This is a genomic window from Pseudochelatococcus lubricantis (assembly GCF_011762225.1).
GTDB classification, from domain to species: Bacteria; Pseudomonadota; Alphaproteobacteria; order Rhizobiales; family Beijerinckiaceae; genus Pseudochelatococcus; species Pseudochelatococcus lubricantis.
Window position 1 is genome coordinate 305,530 of the sequence record NZ_JAASQI010000002.1, and the last position, 16,239, is coordinate 321,768.

Consider the following 16,239-nt stretch of genomic DNA (forward strand, 5'->3'; position numbering starts at 1 on the left):
CACTGGGCGCATTTTCATTGGAGCCCCTACCATGGCAACCACGCACAGCGTCAACCTTGAGGTTAACACTGCTGGCGTCAAAAAGGCGTCCGTCGATCTCGCTGACATTGAAAAATCCATCAACGAAGCCGGGAAGGCAATCGATACGTTTGGCGATAAGTCGAACGATGCGGGGAAGTCCGTCGAAAAAACCGGCGAGAAGACACGCAAGGTTATCACCAATTTCGAGCGAGTGGAAAAGGCCATCCGCGACGCCGAGAAAGCCATGCAGCAGATGGCGCGTGCGACATCCCATATGGGGTCATCCATAGACCGGATGGAAGCTGAGCTACGACAGGCGACGGCGGCGATGAGAGCTTCTGCGGAGGCGACGCGGGCTATGCAGGCAAGCATCGCCCAGATGGGGTCGTCGTTTGATCGCGCTGTAGCGGGGATGCGGAGCGCGGGGAGTGAGGCAAGAGCTGGCGCGTCGAGCGTCAGCCTGCTGTCCACGGCATACAGCCATCTAGCGGGGCTGATCGCCGGCTTGGGTGTCTACCAGCTAGGCCGCACGTTTATCGAGATGGCCGATACCTCGAAGATGCTGGAAGGGCGCTTGAAGTTGGTCACGTCAAGTTCCGACGAGCTCGTCGCCGTTCAGGGGCGGCTTTATGCGGTTGCGCAAGGTTCGGGCTCGGCACTTGAAAGCACGGTGGAGCTTTACGCGCGTCTCGCTCGCTCAACGAGAAGCCTTGGCGTCGAAAGTGACACGCTTCTGACGGTCACAAACACGCTGCAACAGGCGTTTGCAGTCTCCGGGGCGAGCACGCAGGAAGCGACGAATGCGATCATTCAGATGTCGCAGGGCCTCGCCGCAGGCGCGCTCCGGGGCGAGGAATTCAATAGCGTCGCTGAGCAGGGTTCGCGTATCACGGAGCTGCTAGCGGATAGCCTCGGCATGACAATTGGAGAGCTGCGCGCGTTCGCGGCGGAGGGGGGCATTACGACGCAGGTCATCATCGATGCCACCGTGAAGGGCGCGCAGAAGATCGCCGAAGAATACGCCAAGCTGCCGCCGACCGTCGAGCGCGAAATGACGTTGATGCGCAATGCTGTGCTTCAGGGCATTGGCGATATCGACAAGGAACTTGCGATCACCGAAACGATTGCCCGCCATATGAAGGAGATGCGGCAGGCCATTGAGGCGGCGGATATCGGCGCAATCATCGATAAATGGGTGCCATCGTTTGGGGCTGTCGCGGCGGCAGTCACCCTTGTTTCCGGCGCTATGGCCAGTCGTCTCGTCCCGAGCCTTGCCCTGACGGCCGGGCAGATGGCGGCACCCATTGCCTTGGCGTGGCAGATCAGTGCGTCAGCTACAGCAGCAGCAGCGGCAACGAGTATTCTTTCCGGGGCTCTCAGCGCGCTCAATGCTGTCATGCGAGCCTTTGGTGGGCCTATAGGTCTAGTGATTAGCGGCGTCGCTGCCGGAATTGCATATTGGGCAACAAGCACCGATGACGCGACGGCGTCGCTGCGGGTGTACGAGAGCGTCCTTAATAGCATCATCAAAAAATATCGAGAGTCCGCTGGTGACGTAGAGAAGTTCGCCAAGGCGCTTGATGAGATGTCCCGCACGGAGTTGGAGGCATCCCTGCAAAAGGCGCGGAAGGAGTTTGAGAGCATCAAGCAGACGATGGGTGAGATCGCCGGCGGTGGGTTGCTCACGACATTCAAGCAGGCGTTTGGCGTCGAGATGAGCGAGGGGGCTCGTCGACTTGCGGATGCCACCGACCGCCTGTTCAAGAGCGGTGATCTTACCGGGTTCAGGCAAACGCTTGATGCTATCTCTGCCGCAACCCCTGAGGTGGCCCAGCAGGCCGATGAGCTAATGAAGCTGGCCTCGAAATATGAAGATGCTGGGAGGAATGCCGGGATATTTTCCAATGCGGTTGCTGCGTCGGAAGGAGACATGAACGGGGCCGGCCGTACTGCGGATCTTCTCGCTGGTAAAGTGACCGGAATGGGCAACGCGGCGGCCGGCGCGACGCCGCAGGTTTATGGCCTGTCCAGCGCCATGAAGGAAATCATCGCCCTCGCACCCCAGATGAATGCGGCGATGCAGGCGCAGATGAAGCTGGCGACATTGCAGTCCAACTACCAGAAGGAGATGGCTGCGGCCGAAGAAGCATTCCAGCAGAGCAATGACGCGGCTGCGTATGTCGTCCAACTTGAAAAGCTCAACGCCGCGATGGGTGAGGCAACGGGCAACGTCACTGGTTACACCGCCGCTCAGGAAACCGTGATAGCGCAGAGCGAGAAAATTGCCCGCGATGCCCTTCCTCGCGAGGAACGCGCACGAGCTGAATTGAACGCTCGATACGATGAAGCGGCAGAGAAAATCAGGAAAACGCTCGAAACCGGCGCCGAGTACAACAAGGTGCAGGAGCTGATTGCCCAGAACGAGAAGAACCGGTCTGGCGATATGGCGAACCTGAACCGCGATCTTGAAGCTCAGGCGGCGAAGCACAGCAAGGCCGGAAAGGCTGCGCGCGACCATGCCAAGGCCACGCAGCAGCTCGAAAACGCCGTCGAACAGCTCATCCACCGGAACGACGAGCAGATCAAGCTGTTGGAGCTGGAGGCCGCCGGATACGGCAAGTCTGCCGAGGAAGTCCTGTACCTGAAGTACGCACACGATGCCGAAACCGCCGCGCTGCGCGCCAAGGTGCCGTTGACCGAACAGCACCTTGCCCGGCTGCGAGAGCAGGCGCAGCAGGTGTCGGCGCTGACTGCGGCCCTCGACGCGCAGCGGAAGGCTCAGGAGGCGCTAAACCAGGTCCAAGACCTCGTTTCCGCCACCTGGGTCCGTGCCCTTGAAGACATGACCCTGAACGCCGAAACGCTGACGGACGCGATCAAGGGCATCGGCGACGCATGGTCGAAAGCCTCTCTCGACGCTCTCCTGACGGGCAAGGGGCCGTTGGCGCAGTTCACCGGCCTCGCCTCGAACGACCCGAGCAACCCGAATGCGGTTGGCGGCATCTTTGGTGTGCTGATGGGCAATACCAATAAGCTGATTAGCAGCATCCCAAAGCAGGTTGAGAAGGGTGCGGAAAAGGGCACCGCCAGCGGCGCGGAGACGGGCATTGCGACGTCATTTTCGAGCGGCGGGAGCGCTGGTACGTTCCTTGAACAGAATGGAAAGGCCATTATGGGGGCGATGGCCGGCGTCACCTCGCTCGTCGGCGCGTATGGCGTAGGCATGTCTGGTGGCTCCATGGGCATGGCGGGCGTTGGCGGGGCGATATCCGGCGCGACAGGCGGCATGGCGCTTGGTGGCATTAGCCTTGCGGGAGGCGGCACGCTTGGCGCGGCCCTTGGCCTGTCGTCGGCGGCTCTCGGCGGTATTGGCGCTGTCATCGGCGCCGGCATCTCCGTCTACGCTAACCAGGAGGCCAAGAAACAAGCGAAACAGGCGCGGTACGAAGAAGCCCAAGCGAATTACCAGTCTGCCCTGCCGGCGATGAAGGAGCTGTCTGCCGCCCTCGCAGGCGATGTCACGGGCACGCTTCAGCAGGCCGTTGATCAGGCGCGCTCGAAGACGCATGAGCTGTTGGTCATCGCGACGAACGCTTTCCGCATGGACGAGGTTGACCGGCTCTACAAGGAATTCGATGCCTTCGAGGCCCGGATCGGGAAAGAGTTCCGCGACGTTTTCGAGGGCACGCTTGACCAGCTCTCTGCTGGTGGCGCTCTGTCCGGGGCGTTCACGTCGGCAAAATCGGAGATGCAGAGCTTCGGGGATGAGTTGCTGACGTGGGTGGAGGACGTCAAGAAGGCCTTCAACGTGTGGTCAGGCGGCGAGGCGGAGCAGGCCACGCAGGCCGCGCGGGATGCCGCTCTTGCGATGCTGGAGCCGGCGGAATCCATCTCTGCTGTCCAGCAGGCTATCCAGCAGGTCAACGGGCGTGCCAGCGCGCTACAGGGCATCCTTGAGGACCTGTACATGTCGAGTGGCGACGCGGCTCGGGCGATTGACGAGGGTGTGCTGCGGGCGATGGATGCGCTCCGCACGAGTTTCAGTGATGACCTGACGAGCAAGCTCTATGACGCGCAGGACAAGGGATACATGAACGATGTTCGCGACACGCTCGCGGAGGTCGAGCAGATGTATTCCGACGCCGCAGCGCTTGGCATTGATGAAAGCAGCCGGATTGCGGAATACCTCAAGCTGTCCGCGCAGGGTATTGTGGACGGTGCGGAGCTGACCGGCGGTGCCTTCGACGAGATGCTGATGAAATTCCCCGAGCTGTCCGGCGTGGTGCACCAGTTTGTCGCGACGATGGATGAAGCCATCCAGACGGCGGGGCAGTTCAACGAGTCGATGATTGACAAGGTGCTTGGCGCTCAGGGTAAATCGTATATCGTCGACATGCGGAATCTGCTCACGGAGCGGGATTCGTTGACGCAGACGGCCCAGCAGCTTGGGGCTGATGTTGGTTTGGTCAATCAGTATTTTGGCCTCGCCGCGCAGAACATCGTCACGAATGCCCAGCTCACCGGCGATGCGTTCAACGACCTTCTGGCATGGTTCCCGCAGCTCTCCGGGCAGCTGACGGCGTTCTCGGCGGCCGCACAGCAGGTCGGCGATACGTTCTGGGATGTCCAGAACAACGTCATCGACAAAATTCTTGGCGCGCAGGGCAAAAGCTACATCAGCGATATGCGCGCGCTGATCACAGAGCGTGATGAGCTGACGGCTACGGCTCAGAGCGTCGGTGTGGACGTGGGGCTGGTGAACCAGTATTTCAGCCTCGCCGCGCAGAACATCGTCGACAACGCGGGGCTGACGGGCGATGCGTTTGCGGACCTGATCTCGTGGTTCCCGGACCTGTCGTCCTCGCTCAAGGAGGCCGGCAAAGCGGTGGAGCAGACGGCGGACCAGATCGCCGCCGCAGCCGAGCGCATCAGGGGCTTTGAAGACAGGTTCTTTGCGGCCACGAACGACAACGGCACGCTCGACGGCGCGCTGCGAGAGTTCGACAGGACGGCGGCACGGGGCCGCGCGGCAGAGCTGGCCGCAGGCGGGCAGGGGCTCGTCGCCCTTGAGCGCGCTATCGCGGCCGAGCGCCTCAACGTGCAGGCACAGTTTGCTGCCGATGCGGTGAGCGCTGCGCAGTCCGCCGTCGACACCGCCCGCCAGAACCTGCAATCTGCGGCGCAAGCGGCCATCGACGCCGCGCAGGCACAGGTGGATGCGGCACAGACGGCAGCTCAGGCTGCCGCGCAAGCCGTCAGCGATGCGCAGTCCCGCGTCGACGCCGCCCAGCAGGCACTGGAGCGCGCGCAGGACGCCGTGCGGCAGGGTTATGAGGATCAGGCCAGCACGCTGCGGGATACCGTCAGCAGGCTCCAGTCGTTCATCAAGGGCATCAAGGAGTTCAAGGCGTCGCTGGTGCTCGACGACAGCCTGTCGCCCTACAGCCCGGCCCAGCGCCTCGCCGAGGCCCAGCGTCAGTATCAGGAGATCGCTGCCAAGGCGCTCGCCGGCGATACCGGCGCCATGGATCAGCTGGAGAGCGTATCCCGCAGCTATCTGGAGGAGGCGCGGGGCTACTACGCATCGTCGGAGGCTTACTACCAGGCATTTAACGATGTCCAGTCGGTCCTCGACCGGGTATCGGCGTCGGCGCAGGATCAGCTGTCGGAGGCCGAGCGCCAACTGGCCGCCCTCGATGCGCAGATCGCAGCGCTCACCCGGATCGACGACACGGTGTTGTCCATTGAGCAGGCGCAGGCCGATCTACTCGCGGCACAGCAGGAGCTGGTGACGGCCCAGCAGCAGCAGTCGCAGGCCGATTCCGCGCTGTCGGTGGCGCAGGCCAATCTCGACGCCGTGCAGTCGCAGATGGATGCGCTGCTCGGCATCGACAAATCGGTCATGTCGGTCTATCAGGCAATTCAGGAGCTGACGGCAGCGGAATCGGCCTTGGCTAAGGCCCAGCAGACGCAGGCCGACATCCTCGCCCAGCAGCAGGCGTTGGCGGCGAAAAACCCCAACGAGCTATTTGTCCAGCAGGCGTATCGCGATGTCTTCGGGCGCGAGGCGGACACGGGCGGCCTGTCCTACTGGACTAACCAGATGGATGTCGGGGCATCGACCGCCGCGCAAGTGATGGAGCGCCTGAACTGGGAAAAGGCGCACGGCGCCATGCGCTTCGGCGGGATCGTCGGCAGCTACGCCACGGGTGGCATGGTCGGCAACGGGATGTGGGACGTGGATAGCGTGCTGGCCCGGTATGCCGGAGGCGGCAACATTGCACTGGCAGGCGGGGAGTTCGTGACCCGCGCGCCGTCCGTCAATCGCGATACCTTGCCAACGCTCGCGGCGATCAACGCCACTGGCCGGCTGCCGTCAGCCAACGATGACAGCGCGAAAGCCGAGATCAGGGCGTTACGGCAGGAGGTGGCCGAGCTGAAGCAGGCTCTTGTCGCCGGGTTCAACGGAACCATTGGAGCGGTTTCGCAAACCACGAGCGCCGTGAAATCCACCGAAAGCACCATCGGCCGGCAGCGGATCGCGAGGTAAAACCACATGACAGTCTATCTCATTGAGCTGGAGGCCCACACGGGCGCCGGCGTCGAGACCTTGCACCTCGCATCGGAGGGCTACGCCACGCTGCCCACGGATAGCCCGGCGAACACGTGGTATGAACCGCGCGTCATTTCGCCGGGGTCGTTCCAGCGGAACCTGTTTCGGCCGGGGGCGACGTCGGGTGATGCTGAGATCGGCTATGGCGAGATCGTGCTCGCCAATGTCGACGGCGGCCTTGACGCTTGGCTCGACTACGGCTTTGACGGCCGGCCGGTGACGATCAAAGTGCTGCCGGACGCTGACACGGCCTATGCGCAGGCGAGGACAGTATTCCGCGGATCGGTAGAGATGCTGGACAGCACGCGAGCGTGGGAAGAACTTCGCGTGCGTATTTTCGACAGACGACTTGACTTGGACAAGCCGTTACAGGTAAATAGGTACGCTGGCACAACTACGAGCGCAGGGCCTACTGCCGAGGGCAATGCCGATCTGAAGGATCAGACCAAGCCCATAATCTTCGGCGCGGTCTTCAACGTCCCCGGCATCATCGCCAATCCATACGACCTGATTTACCAGTGGTCTGACAGCGCGGTCCAGTCGATTACGGTTTATGACGCCGGCGTGCAGCTCAAGCTCGCGGCCAATTACTCGACCATCACACAGTTGCGCAATGCAAGCATCCGGCCGGGTCAGTATGCCACGTGCCTCGCGCAGGGCATGGCGCGGCTTGGCGGTGCTCCGTACAAGCAGATCACGGCTGACGTTGTAGAAGGGGGAGCCGGCCAGCGTACAGCGGCACAGATCGCGCGGCGGGTGCTGCTGCGGGCTGGCATGACGACGAGCGATTTCAACACCGCCACTTTCACTGCGTTGGACGGCCTGAATAACGCCGAATGCGGCATCTACATCGACACTGACATGCACACCAAGGATGCTATCTCGCAGGTGCTGGCGAGCGTCGGCGGGTGGCTGGCGCCGGATCATCTCGGGGTGTTTCAGGTCGGGCGCGTGTCCGGACCGGGGGTGCCGAAAGACACGTTTACCGAGGACGATATCCTCGGCAGCGGCGGTATCGAGCTGTTGGCCGCCAGCGACGACGGCCGAGGCATCCCGATCTATCGCGCAACTGTGCGCTACGGCCGCATTTGGCACCTCATGCAAGATGGCGAGCTGGGTGGCTGCGTGAGCAATGACAGGCGGGCATACCTGTCGACCGAATATCGTGAGGCAAAGGCCGACAACTTGCCGGCGCAGACCAAGCACAAGCTTTCCCCTGAAATCACGGTCGACACGCTGCTGGCGACGCAATCGGCGGCTGAGGCCGAGGCGTCTCGCCTGCTTGGCCTGCGAGGGCTCCGGCGTGACACTATCGTCATCACGCTCCCTTTCGGGGACAGTGAGCGCGGCGACGAAGCCTATACCCGCGCGACGGCAATCAACCTGGGCGACACGATCACAGTGCAGGTGCCACGCTTCGGCTACGGCTCAGGGCGCCCCTTCGTTGTGATCGGCCGCGAGGACAGCTACGGCACCGCCGACGACCCGGCGCAAACCGTCAAACTAACCTGCTGGGGGTGATCCAATATGGCCGATAGCGATATCACGGTTGCGACGCTGACTGCGGCGCAGGCGGGGCCGGGGGCTATCCTTGTCACGCCTGTCACCACCGGCGGATCGTGCCTGCCCTATATGGCGCTCGACGCCGTGGAGATTTGGGCGTCCACCACGAACAGCCGGGGCTCGTCGATTAAAGTTGGCGATACCGTACTTGGGTTCATCCATGCCGATCTCCCGGCCAACACGACACGCTATTATTGGGCGCGGGCGCGCGACGTGTCGGATAATAATGGCGATTGGTACCCGGCGAGCGCTACTGCCGGGATATCGGCTACGACGACATCTGCTGATGTCGCGGACGGCAGCATAACGGAAAACAAGCTCGCCAATGGCGCTGTCACAGAAAACAAGGTTGGCAACGGCGCTGTAACGACGACGAAAATTGCCAATTTGGCAATCACTACGGCGAAAATCGGTGATGCACAGATCACGCAAACTAAAATCGGTAATGCCGCCATTGTGAATGCGCACCTTGGCAATGCAATTATTGCCGAGGCGAATATTCAAAATGCGGCGATAACGAATGCAAAAATCGCCAGCCTGACGGCAGATAAGGTCAGCGCCGGCACCTTCACCGGCCTGACATTCCGGACGGCGGCGACCGGCACCCGCGTTGAAATCTCAGCGGACACAAATGACATCACGGCATACGTATCCGGCGGGCAGGCCTCGCTCGGCGGCACAGACAACGTCGGTCTCAGGATATCAAACTCGACCGGAAACGGGCTGATTGTCCGCGCAAAGAGCGTAACGGAAAATGCTCCCGCGAGTATGTTCGAGGGCACTGCCACCAATGGTCCGGCGGTTGGCATCTATTCCGTGGGTCAGCTGACCGGCCATGCGCTGCGATGCACCACGAGGCTCAACGCTTCGTCCGGTGACTCATTGGGCGGGCAGGCAATTGTTGGTGTCGCGCAGGGCGGCGGCGGGCACGCCGTCTACGCCGAGAAGGGGAGTTTTGCTCCCTTCACCGGCTCGCATGACGCATTTATCGCGAAAGATGAGCCCACGGAAATTGGTGATATTGTCTGTGACCTGAAGGTGATAGCTCGATCCGGCGTCGATGATACGGTGACGGAGGTCTACGTCGCGGAGGACGATGCAGACCCGGCCGCTGTTGGCGTCGTGTCGCGCCGACTGCCATTTGAGCCGGCATCGCTGATCGGTGGGCTGCCACAGGCCGAGGGCACTACCCGCCTGCGTGAAATCCTCGCCGAGCGCTACGACCGCCTCGCCATCAACAGCGTGGGCGAGGGGCAGGTGAATGTGTGCGGCCGGGGCGGGGATATCCGGGCCGGTGACCTGATCATGACATCGACGCTGCGCGGCAAAGGCCAGCGGCAGCCGGACGGGATCATGCGCGCCTACACCGTCGCCAAAGCGCGAGAGAGCGTCACGTTCTCGGGGGCGGACGACTGGAAGCGCGTGAGCTGCATTTACCTCTGCGGCTGAGGGGAACTCATGGGACAGCTTGCACTCTACTACGGCAACTACGCCGACGCGGCGTCGTTGTCCGGCGGATCGTGGGCGGCTGGATTGCCGCTCAATAATCTCAAGAATCGCATGCTCCGGCGGGTGGCGCGGTCTGTCGACGCCGCGACAACGTCGACGCAGATGCGCATCGATCTCGGCGCGGCGCAGTCGATCCCGGCGATCTTTCTCGGCCCCTATAATGCCTCTGGCGGGCTGAAATACCGCGTTCGCGGGGCTGACAACGCCAATATGACCGGAGCGATTTACGATAGCGGGACAGTTGGCGCCAATGTCGTTCCGTCGCTCTCACTGGCGTGGGAGGATCCCGGTTTTTGGTACGGTATTTCGTCCGCCGGCGAGGTCGAGTTGCGCGGGTGGATCATGCATTTCCTGCCGTCCCCGGTGACGGCGCGGTACTGGCGCATCGAAATCGACGATACCGCGAATGCTGCCGGGTACCTGCAATTTGGCCGGCTGATGATGCCCAAGCGCTGGCAGCCGGCCGTGAATTACGAGCCGGGCAGCACTGGGTTGTCCCTTGAGGATCGCACCGTCGTGCAGGAGAGCATCGGCGGCAGCGAGTATTTCTGGCGAAGGCAGGAGCCGCGCGTATTTAATTGCTCGTGGCCGTACCTCAAAGAGACAGACACCTACGGATCGGCGCTCAATATGATGCGCGATATCGGCAGCAGCGGTGAGGTATTCGTGGTGCCGGACCCCGACAGCACCTACGTCCAGCGCCGGTCGTTTCTCGGCCGCATGCGCTCGCGCGATGCGATCGGTCAGCCAATCCCTATCGATTACACGTCCTATGGCTTTGAGATCAAGGAGATCATCTAAAATGGCCCTGACACCTCAAGAGCTTGCCGCAGTTGCTGAGCTGAGACGCATCAACGGCAATAGTCACCTGTCTGACCCTAACGGCCTCGGCGACGACGGCCACCGTGTTAATTTCGTGCCCGGTTTGCACGCCATGGCTGATGTCACTGATGCAGTGGCGCGCGAAGCTGATGCGGCAGTGGCGGCTGCATTGTCCGCGGCGGCGCAAGCAGCGTCTCTCTCCGGCACGTCGACGACTTCGGTTGCGATCGGCGCCGGCAGCAATACGCTGACGACGCAGGCTGGCAAGGCGTTTGGCGCCGGCACATTCGTACTGCTCACATCAGACGCCAATCCCACGACGCATTACATCCTCGGCCAGGTCACGGCCTACTCAGGCGCTTCGCTCACGATCGCGGCGGCGTCTTTCGCGGGTAGCGGATCGCGCGCAGATTGGACGATCCGTGTGGCAGGTGGTCCTGGTGCGGCAGGCGCTGACGGAAAGCAGGTTGAGCTGCAAAAATCTGCCACGCATATCCAGTGGCGCTTGGCCGGGGGCTCGTGGGCCAACCTCATCGCCATCGCCGACCTGAAGGGCGCAGACGGACGCGAAATTGAAATGCAGGTCTCAGCCACGCATGTGCAGTGGCGGTATGTCGGCGCATCCAGTTGGACCGATCTGATTGCACTGTCTGCGCTTAAGGGGGCTGACGGGCGCGAGGTCCAGATGCAGGGGGGCGCCACCCATATCCAGTGGCGATATGCTGGCGTGGAGGCATGGACGGATATTGTAGCCCTATCCGATCTTAAGGGCGAGCCGGGGCCTCGCGGCGCACAGATCATCAATGGCGCACGCGATCCAGCGCCGGGCGACGGCAGCAACGACGACTATTGGATGCAGTCTGCGGATGGGGTGACAGGCGAGCAAGGTGATTTTTGGTTCAAGTCGGCTGGCGCATGGACCAAGCTTTTCTCGATGAAAGGGCCGGCCGGGTCCGGCTCGGGTGACGTCGTAGGCCCCAATGGCAGTGTGGTCGACGCCGAGCTAGCGCTATTCAGTGGCACGACGGGCAAAACTCTGAAGGGCTCCGGCAAGACCATCGCCACGCTAACCGCTGACCTCTCGGCTGCTATGGACGCGGCAGAGAGCGCCAAGTTCGTGACGCCAAAGGCTCTCTGGGACACGCTTGTCCCGCTTGCAATCTCGGTCAGCGGGGGCGTGGCGACGCCGGACTTCGGGGCGCGCCAGAATTTTACGCTTGCGCTCACCGGCAACACGACGCTCGCGAATCCGCCCGGCGCGAAAATCGGTCAGTCCGGGACGATCCAGCTGACGCGCTCGGCTCTACAGACGCTGTCATATGGGGCAGCCTGGAATCCTGTTGGCGAGATAGAGCTGCCGGCGGCGTCGGGCGCGGGCGCGAAAATCATCTACGAGGTTGTCAGCACGTCGCCGCTCCGGGTTGATTTTTCGGTATCGTACGCTGGTTCCGGGGGCGCGGGCGGGACCGTCACGAGCGTCGGCCTGTCTCTGCCTGCGGGCTTTACCGTGACCGGCTCTCCCGTTACCGCATCCGGCACACTGACGGGCGCGTGGGCAGCTGGGTATCAGGCGTATACTGCCGCGGAAGCCGACAAGGTCGCGGGCATCGCGATCGGTGCCGACGTGACTGCCACGGCCATCGGCGCGGCCACCGCAAAGGAAACGCCAGTCAACGAGGACACCATCCCCCTCACTGACAGCGCCGCCTCCGGAGCCTTGAAAAAGGTCACGTGGACGGTGATCAAGGCGGCGCTGAAGACATACTTCGACGGGCTGTATGTCGTCATCCAGGCCATGGCGAGCGAGGTCCGCGCAGGGACAGTCGAGAACCGATACGTCTCCCCGTCATCCCTTTGGGCGGCGCTTGCGCCAGTTGAGCTTACGGATGCGGCGACGATCGCCATCAACCTTGCGGGCGGCATAAATTTCCGCGTCGAAATCACGGACAATCGCACGCTCGGCAACCCCACGAACGTCAAGGCTGGCCAGCAGGGGACTATCAATGTCACGCGATCCGCCGCGCAGACGCTGGCGTTTGGCTCAAACTGGCGGCCCTACGGCAATACGACGCTCCCGGCGACCGGCAAGGGCTTCAAAATCGCATACGAGGTGATCGCATCTACCGTCATCCACTACAGCATCATTCCGGAGGCGTAAATGCTCGGATCAGTATGGTGGGCCGCTGCCGCGCTGGCGCGAGCGGCGGCTGGGCAGATCGAATACGATGGCAGTCTCGGCGATACGTTTACGTTCGTCGTGCCCGCAGGCGTCACGCTCATATCCGCAGTCACTGTCGGGCGCGGTAATATCGGCGGCGGCGGACTCACATGGGCCAATGGTATCATCGTCACGCCCGGCGAGACGATCACTATCTACATGCCGGGGTATGCCGGTATTTTCCGGGGCGGCACGTCAGGCACGCGCCTGCTCTCGGCTAACGGTGCTAGCATATTGACCGTGGACGGTGGCGTCGGCGGAACGCAACTCTACGCGCCCGGGTTGGTGGATTTCGGCGGCGGCACTGGCGGCCGTGGGGCGGCCAACACGGCGGGCGGCGGCGCGGCGGGCTATCTCGGCAACGGCGGTAATGCTGGCGCCGCGGCTCCTGCGGGTTCAGGTGCGGGCGGCGGCGGCTCGACGACAACCCGGCCTGGCGGTGGCGTCGGCCTCAAGGGGCGCGGCGCGGATGGCACGGTCAATGGCGGCCCGGGTTCGGGCGGCGCGCCCGGCTCGGGCGATCTCGGCGGCAAATACGGCGGCGGACGATATCGCACGGCTGGCACCGCTGGCGCCGCTGGCGTCCGGATCATGTGGGGCGGCGACCGGTCCTACCCCAACAACGCGGGCGATGTCTGACGATCCGCACAATTCGCAAGCCACGTGCCGCCTTCGGGCGGTTTTTTGTTTTCAGGAGGGCCCCATGGCCGACGAACAGGTTGTCCTGCGCACGATGTCAAATCTGACCGCGCTCGAATATGAGGACGGGTCGCACGTGCTGCGGGTATCGGCGGCCGGAAGTGCGGCAGGCGGTCAGCCGACCACGCTACGGACGCTCTATAATTTGCGGGCGATCCAGCACGAGGATGGCAGCCATACGCCGGTAGTCTCAGTAGAGGGAGGAGAGGATGGGCCTGTCTACAGCGTCAATGGCGAGTCTGGCAATGTATCGCTGACGGCTGCGAAAATCGGCGCCGCCACTGCTGCACAGGGCGAGACGGCAGACGCCGCCTCCGCTGCGGTCGCGTCTGAAGCAGACGCGCGTCGGGCGCTGATCGATCAGGTGGGCAGCGGCGATCTTGTCGTTACCAACGAGGCCGGCATGGGCATAGCTCGCATTCATGCCGGCGGCGCGGAGCTGCCGGGGCTGGCGGTTGAGGCATCTGGGGCCGGTACAGGATTGTCGGTCATCAATGATGCTGGCTTCGCGATCGACGATATCATCAGCCAGGTGGAGCAGTCAGCTCTGACGGTCAACGATATGCTGGCGCCACCCCTGCCTACGATCCTGCGCCCCGAACGCCAAATCACTAGCGTCGGCGGTTTTCTCCGCGCTCGGGATCACGCACAGCCAGTCACCCCGTCGCCCTATATCAAACGGCCGCCGCGGATCGTCACTGCCACACCGGGCAACCCGTATGCATCGCGCACGATCATGCTGATACCGCACATTGCCTACGTGCCCCGGCAGGATGGCTCGCTTGGCCGTATATTTATAGCGTACTTCGCCTCCACAACCACGGATGACATCCTCCACAACCCATACGGGGAGCGCCCTGGGACCTATCAGGTGATCTCGTATTCTGATGACGGCGGGATTACTTGGGCCGATGCATATTATCTGATTCCAAATCCTGACGAACCTCTATCGCGTGAGGCGGATGCAGCCCTTCTCGCGTGGCGCGGGCGGCTGTATATCCGCTATATCCACAACAGTGGTCTATACGGTGAGCTAGGAGCCTCTGACGGTTTCGATGCCGCTTGGGGGGGCTGGCTCGAAAATCCGCTGGCTGACCCCAAACAGTTTATCCACTCGCCGCACACCTATACCGGCATCGGGTTCGCGTACAGCCCATTTATTTGGGAGGGTCAGCCGCACTGGCCTCGCGCGTGCGGAGCCGGTGCCTTCACGCCAGCTTCATCGTTGGAGGGAGAGGTGGGCCGGTTTATCGACAAATTCTGGGTCGACGAGAATGTATTTGAGCCGGTCCTGAGGCTCCCGATCGAGAGCGGCGCTGTATCGTATCCAGAGCATCACGTGGTCCAAAAACGGTTAGGCGGTGATTTGCTGGCCTACTGGCGCACCTCTGGAGGGCAGCTGGAGTCGACCTATAGCCGGGCAACGGGCCAGTGGAGCACTCCAACGTCTCTCGTGCCCAAATTGGGGCCGCTCACAGCCAGCCGCATCTGGCTCGGGCGCTCCCCGTCAGGGCGTCTCGTCCTCGTGTACAACGCATCGACCAACCGCGTAAACATGACGCTGGCGCTCTCCGATGACGACGGGGAGACGTGGCCCGCCGCCATGCGTGTCACACTTAACGCGGGCTCATCGACGTACCCGGCGGCAGATTTCGGGCCGGACGGCGAAATCTATGTCACGCACGATCGCCGCTACGCCAATCCGACGCAGATCGTTTTCCACCGGGTCATCGAGCAGAGCGTTGTGGCTGGCAGCCCGTCTGTGACCACCGTTGTGGTCGATACATCCACCTACACCGCACCTTAAGGAGCATGAGCATGGGCACGAGACTTATCATTGGTGGCACCGACGAGGTAGGTTATTTCTCGGCAGACCCCGTTGGTGGTCTAGCTGATCTGTTCTTTTTTGATACGAGCCTTGATAAAGCGACCAAAAATTTCGCTAAGGGACGCCCGGGCCTATCTCCACAGGGCACCTTTAGCTTCAGCGGCGCCGACCCTCTGACGCTCAAAAACAGGGTGTCCACTTTGCTGACGGCCGAGCCGGCGGGGCAATACGCGACCGTTTTTGTCGTCATAAAAAAACCGGAAAATAACAAGGCGTGCGCTCTCATGGAGGCCGCAGCCGGAACCCCGACCGGGATGAGCAACGCGGTGAGTGATTTCTCGGTAGGCTTGGCTGACGATAACAATTTGTCTTTCAACGTGTCCATATCAGGTGACGGGGTGACGGCGGCACCGGTTCGACCTAATCTGTATGCTTTCGCATCTCTAAACTGGACGTTATTCCGGTTTGGGGTTGGACCCGGCGTCATCTCTTTCACTGACCTGACGGCCAATCAGTCGAGGTCGGTTGCCTATACAGGGACGCGCGCGATGGTTCCGACTCCGCTGCATATCGGCTGGTCGCGGTTCAGCGCCATCGTTGGCTCGATACAGGTCGCGTCGTATTGGCGATACCCGCGGTATCTCTCCGACGCCGAGGTCGCCCGAGCCGCCTTGATGATCCGCGCACGGGAGGCGCGGCACGGGCGTATCGTCTGACCGCGATCACTTTCTATCACCCGCCGCCCAACGAGGCGGCTTTTTTATTGCCCGGAGCAACCATCATGACCCGCATCATCACCGCGGCGGCCCTCGCGCTCGCCGTTTGCGCCTGCACGTCCAGTCGGGACACCGGCAACTGGATCAGTGTTTCAGCCGGCGTCGGGCACGTGCTCACCGCCGACGCCGCAGCCACGCTACCGCAGCCGGGTACGCCAGCGCGCCGGCGATAAAGGCGACGATAACGGAG

The 16,239-nt window shown here is 62.5% G+C and carries 9 protein-coding genes; all 9 read left to right on the top strand.

Features of this window, described 5'->3' with window-relative positions; genetic code table 11:
* Positions 1-31 precede the first annotated feature (31 nt).
* On the top strand, positions 32-6,571 hold the full coding sequence (locus FHS82_RS05335) for a tape measure protein (protein WP_166949584.1): 6,540 nt from the start codon (positions 32-34) through the stop codon (positions 6,569-6,571).
* 6 nt (positions 6,572-6,577) lie between these two features.
* Positions 6,578-8,155: a hypothetical protein gene (locus FHS82_RS05340; RefSeq protein WP_166949586.1), complete on the top strand. Its 1,578-nt coding sequence runs from the start codon at positions 6,578-6,580 to the stop codon at positions 8,153-8,155.
* Between the two features lie 6 nt (positions 8,156-8,161).
* Positions 8,162-9,646, top strand: a complete 1,485-nt coding sequence (locus FHS82_RS05345; protein WP_166949588.1) for a phage tail protein — start codon at positions 8,162-8,164, stop codon at positions 9,644-9,646.
* 9 nt (positions 9,647-9,655) lie between these two features.
* Positions 9,656-10,507, top strand: a complete 852-nt coding sequence (locus FHS82_RS05350) for a hypothetical protein (RefSeq protein ID WP_166949590.1) — start codon at positions 9,656-9,658, stop codon at positions 10,505-10,507.
* Between the two features lies 1 nt (position 10,508).
* Positions 10,509-12,686, top strand: coding sequence for a hypothetical protein (locus tag FHS82_RS05355; protein ID WP_166949592.1), 2,178 nt, complete (start codon positions 10,509-10,511; stop codon positions 12,684-12,686).
* The gene (locus tag FHS82_RS05360; protein WP_166949594.1) at positions 12,687-13,385 is read left to right on the top strand and encodes a hypothetical protein; all 699 of its coding nucleotides are present in this window, start codon (positions 12,687-12,689) and stop codon (positions 13,383-13,385) included.
* 64 nt (positions 13,386-13,449) lie between these two features.
* Positions 13,450-15,252 carry a sialidase family protein gene (locus FHS82_RS05365; RefSeq protein ID WP_166949596.1) on the top strand — a complete coding sequence of 601 codons (1,803 nt, stop codon included), beginning with the start codon at positions 13,450-13,452 and terminating at the stop codon, positions 15,250-15,252.
* Positions 15,253-15,263: 11 nt separating this feature from the next.
* Entirely contained in the window at positions 15,264-15,989 is a 726-nt protein-coding gene (locus FHS82_RS05370) for a hypothetical protein (protein ID WP_166949598.1), read from the top strand.
* Between the two features lie 65 nt (positions 15,990-16,054).
* The gene (locus FHS82_RS05375; RefSeq protein WP_166949600.1) at positions 16,055-16,222 is read left to right on the top strand and encodes a hypothetical protein; all 168 of its coding nucleotides are present in this window, start codon (positions 16,055-16,057) and stop codon (positions 16,220-16,222) included.
* The last annotated feature ends 17 nt before the right edge of the window (positions 16,223-16,239 follow it).

What these genes read in the sequence shown, in the direction of transcription:
- FHS82_RS05355 (WP_166949592.1), top strand. Translation starts at nt 10,509, where the DNA reads ATGGCCCTGACACCTCAAGAGCTTGCCGCAGTTGCTGAGCTGAGACGC.
- FHS82_RS05335 (WP_166949584.1), top strand. Translation starts at nt 32, where the DNA reads ATGGCAACCACGCACAGCGTCAACCTTGAGGTTAACACTGCTGGCGTC.
- FHS82_RS05370 (WP_166949598.1), top strand. Translation starts at nt 15,264, where the DNA reads ATGGGCACGAGACTTATCATTGGTGGCACCGACGAGGTAGGTTATTTC.
- FHS82_RS05350 (WP_166949590.1), top strand. Translation starts at nt 9,656, where the DNA reads ATGGGACAGCTTGCACTCTACTACGGCAACTACGCCGACGCGGCGTCG.
- FHS82_RS05360 (WP_166949594.1), top strand. Translation starts at nt 12,687, where the DNA reads ATGCTCGGATCAGTATGGTGGGCCGCTGCCGCGCTGGCGCGAGCGGCG.
- FHS82_RS05345 (WP_166949588.1), top strand. Translation starts at nt 8,162, where the DNA reads ATGGCCGATAGCGATATCACGGTTGCGACGCTGACTGCGGCGCAGGCG.
- FHS82_RS05340 (WP_166949586.1), top strand. Translation starts at nt 6,578, where the DNA reads ATGACAGTCTATCTCATTGAGCTGGAGGCCCACACGGGCGCCGGCGTC.
- FHS82_RS05365 (WP_166949596.1), top strand. Translation starts at nt 13,450, where the DNA reads ATGGCCGACGAACAGGTTGTCCTGCGCACGATGTCAAATCTGACCGCG.
- FHS82_RS05375 (WP_166949600.1), top strand. Translation starts at nt 16,055, where the DNA reads ATGACCCGCATCATCACCGCGGCGGCCCTCGCGCTCGCCGTTTGCGCC.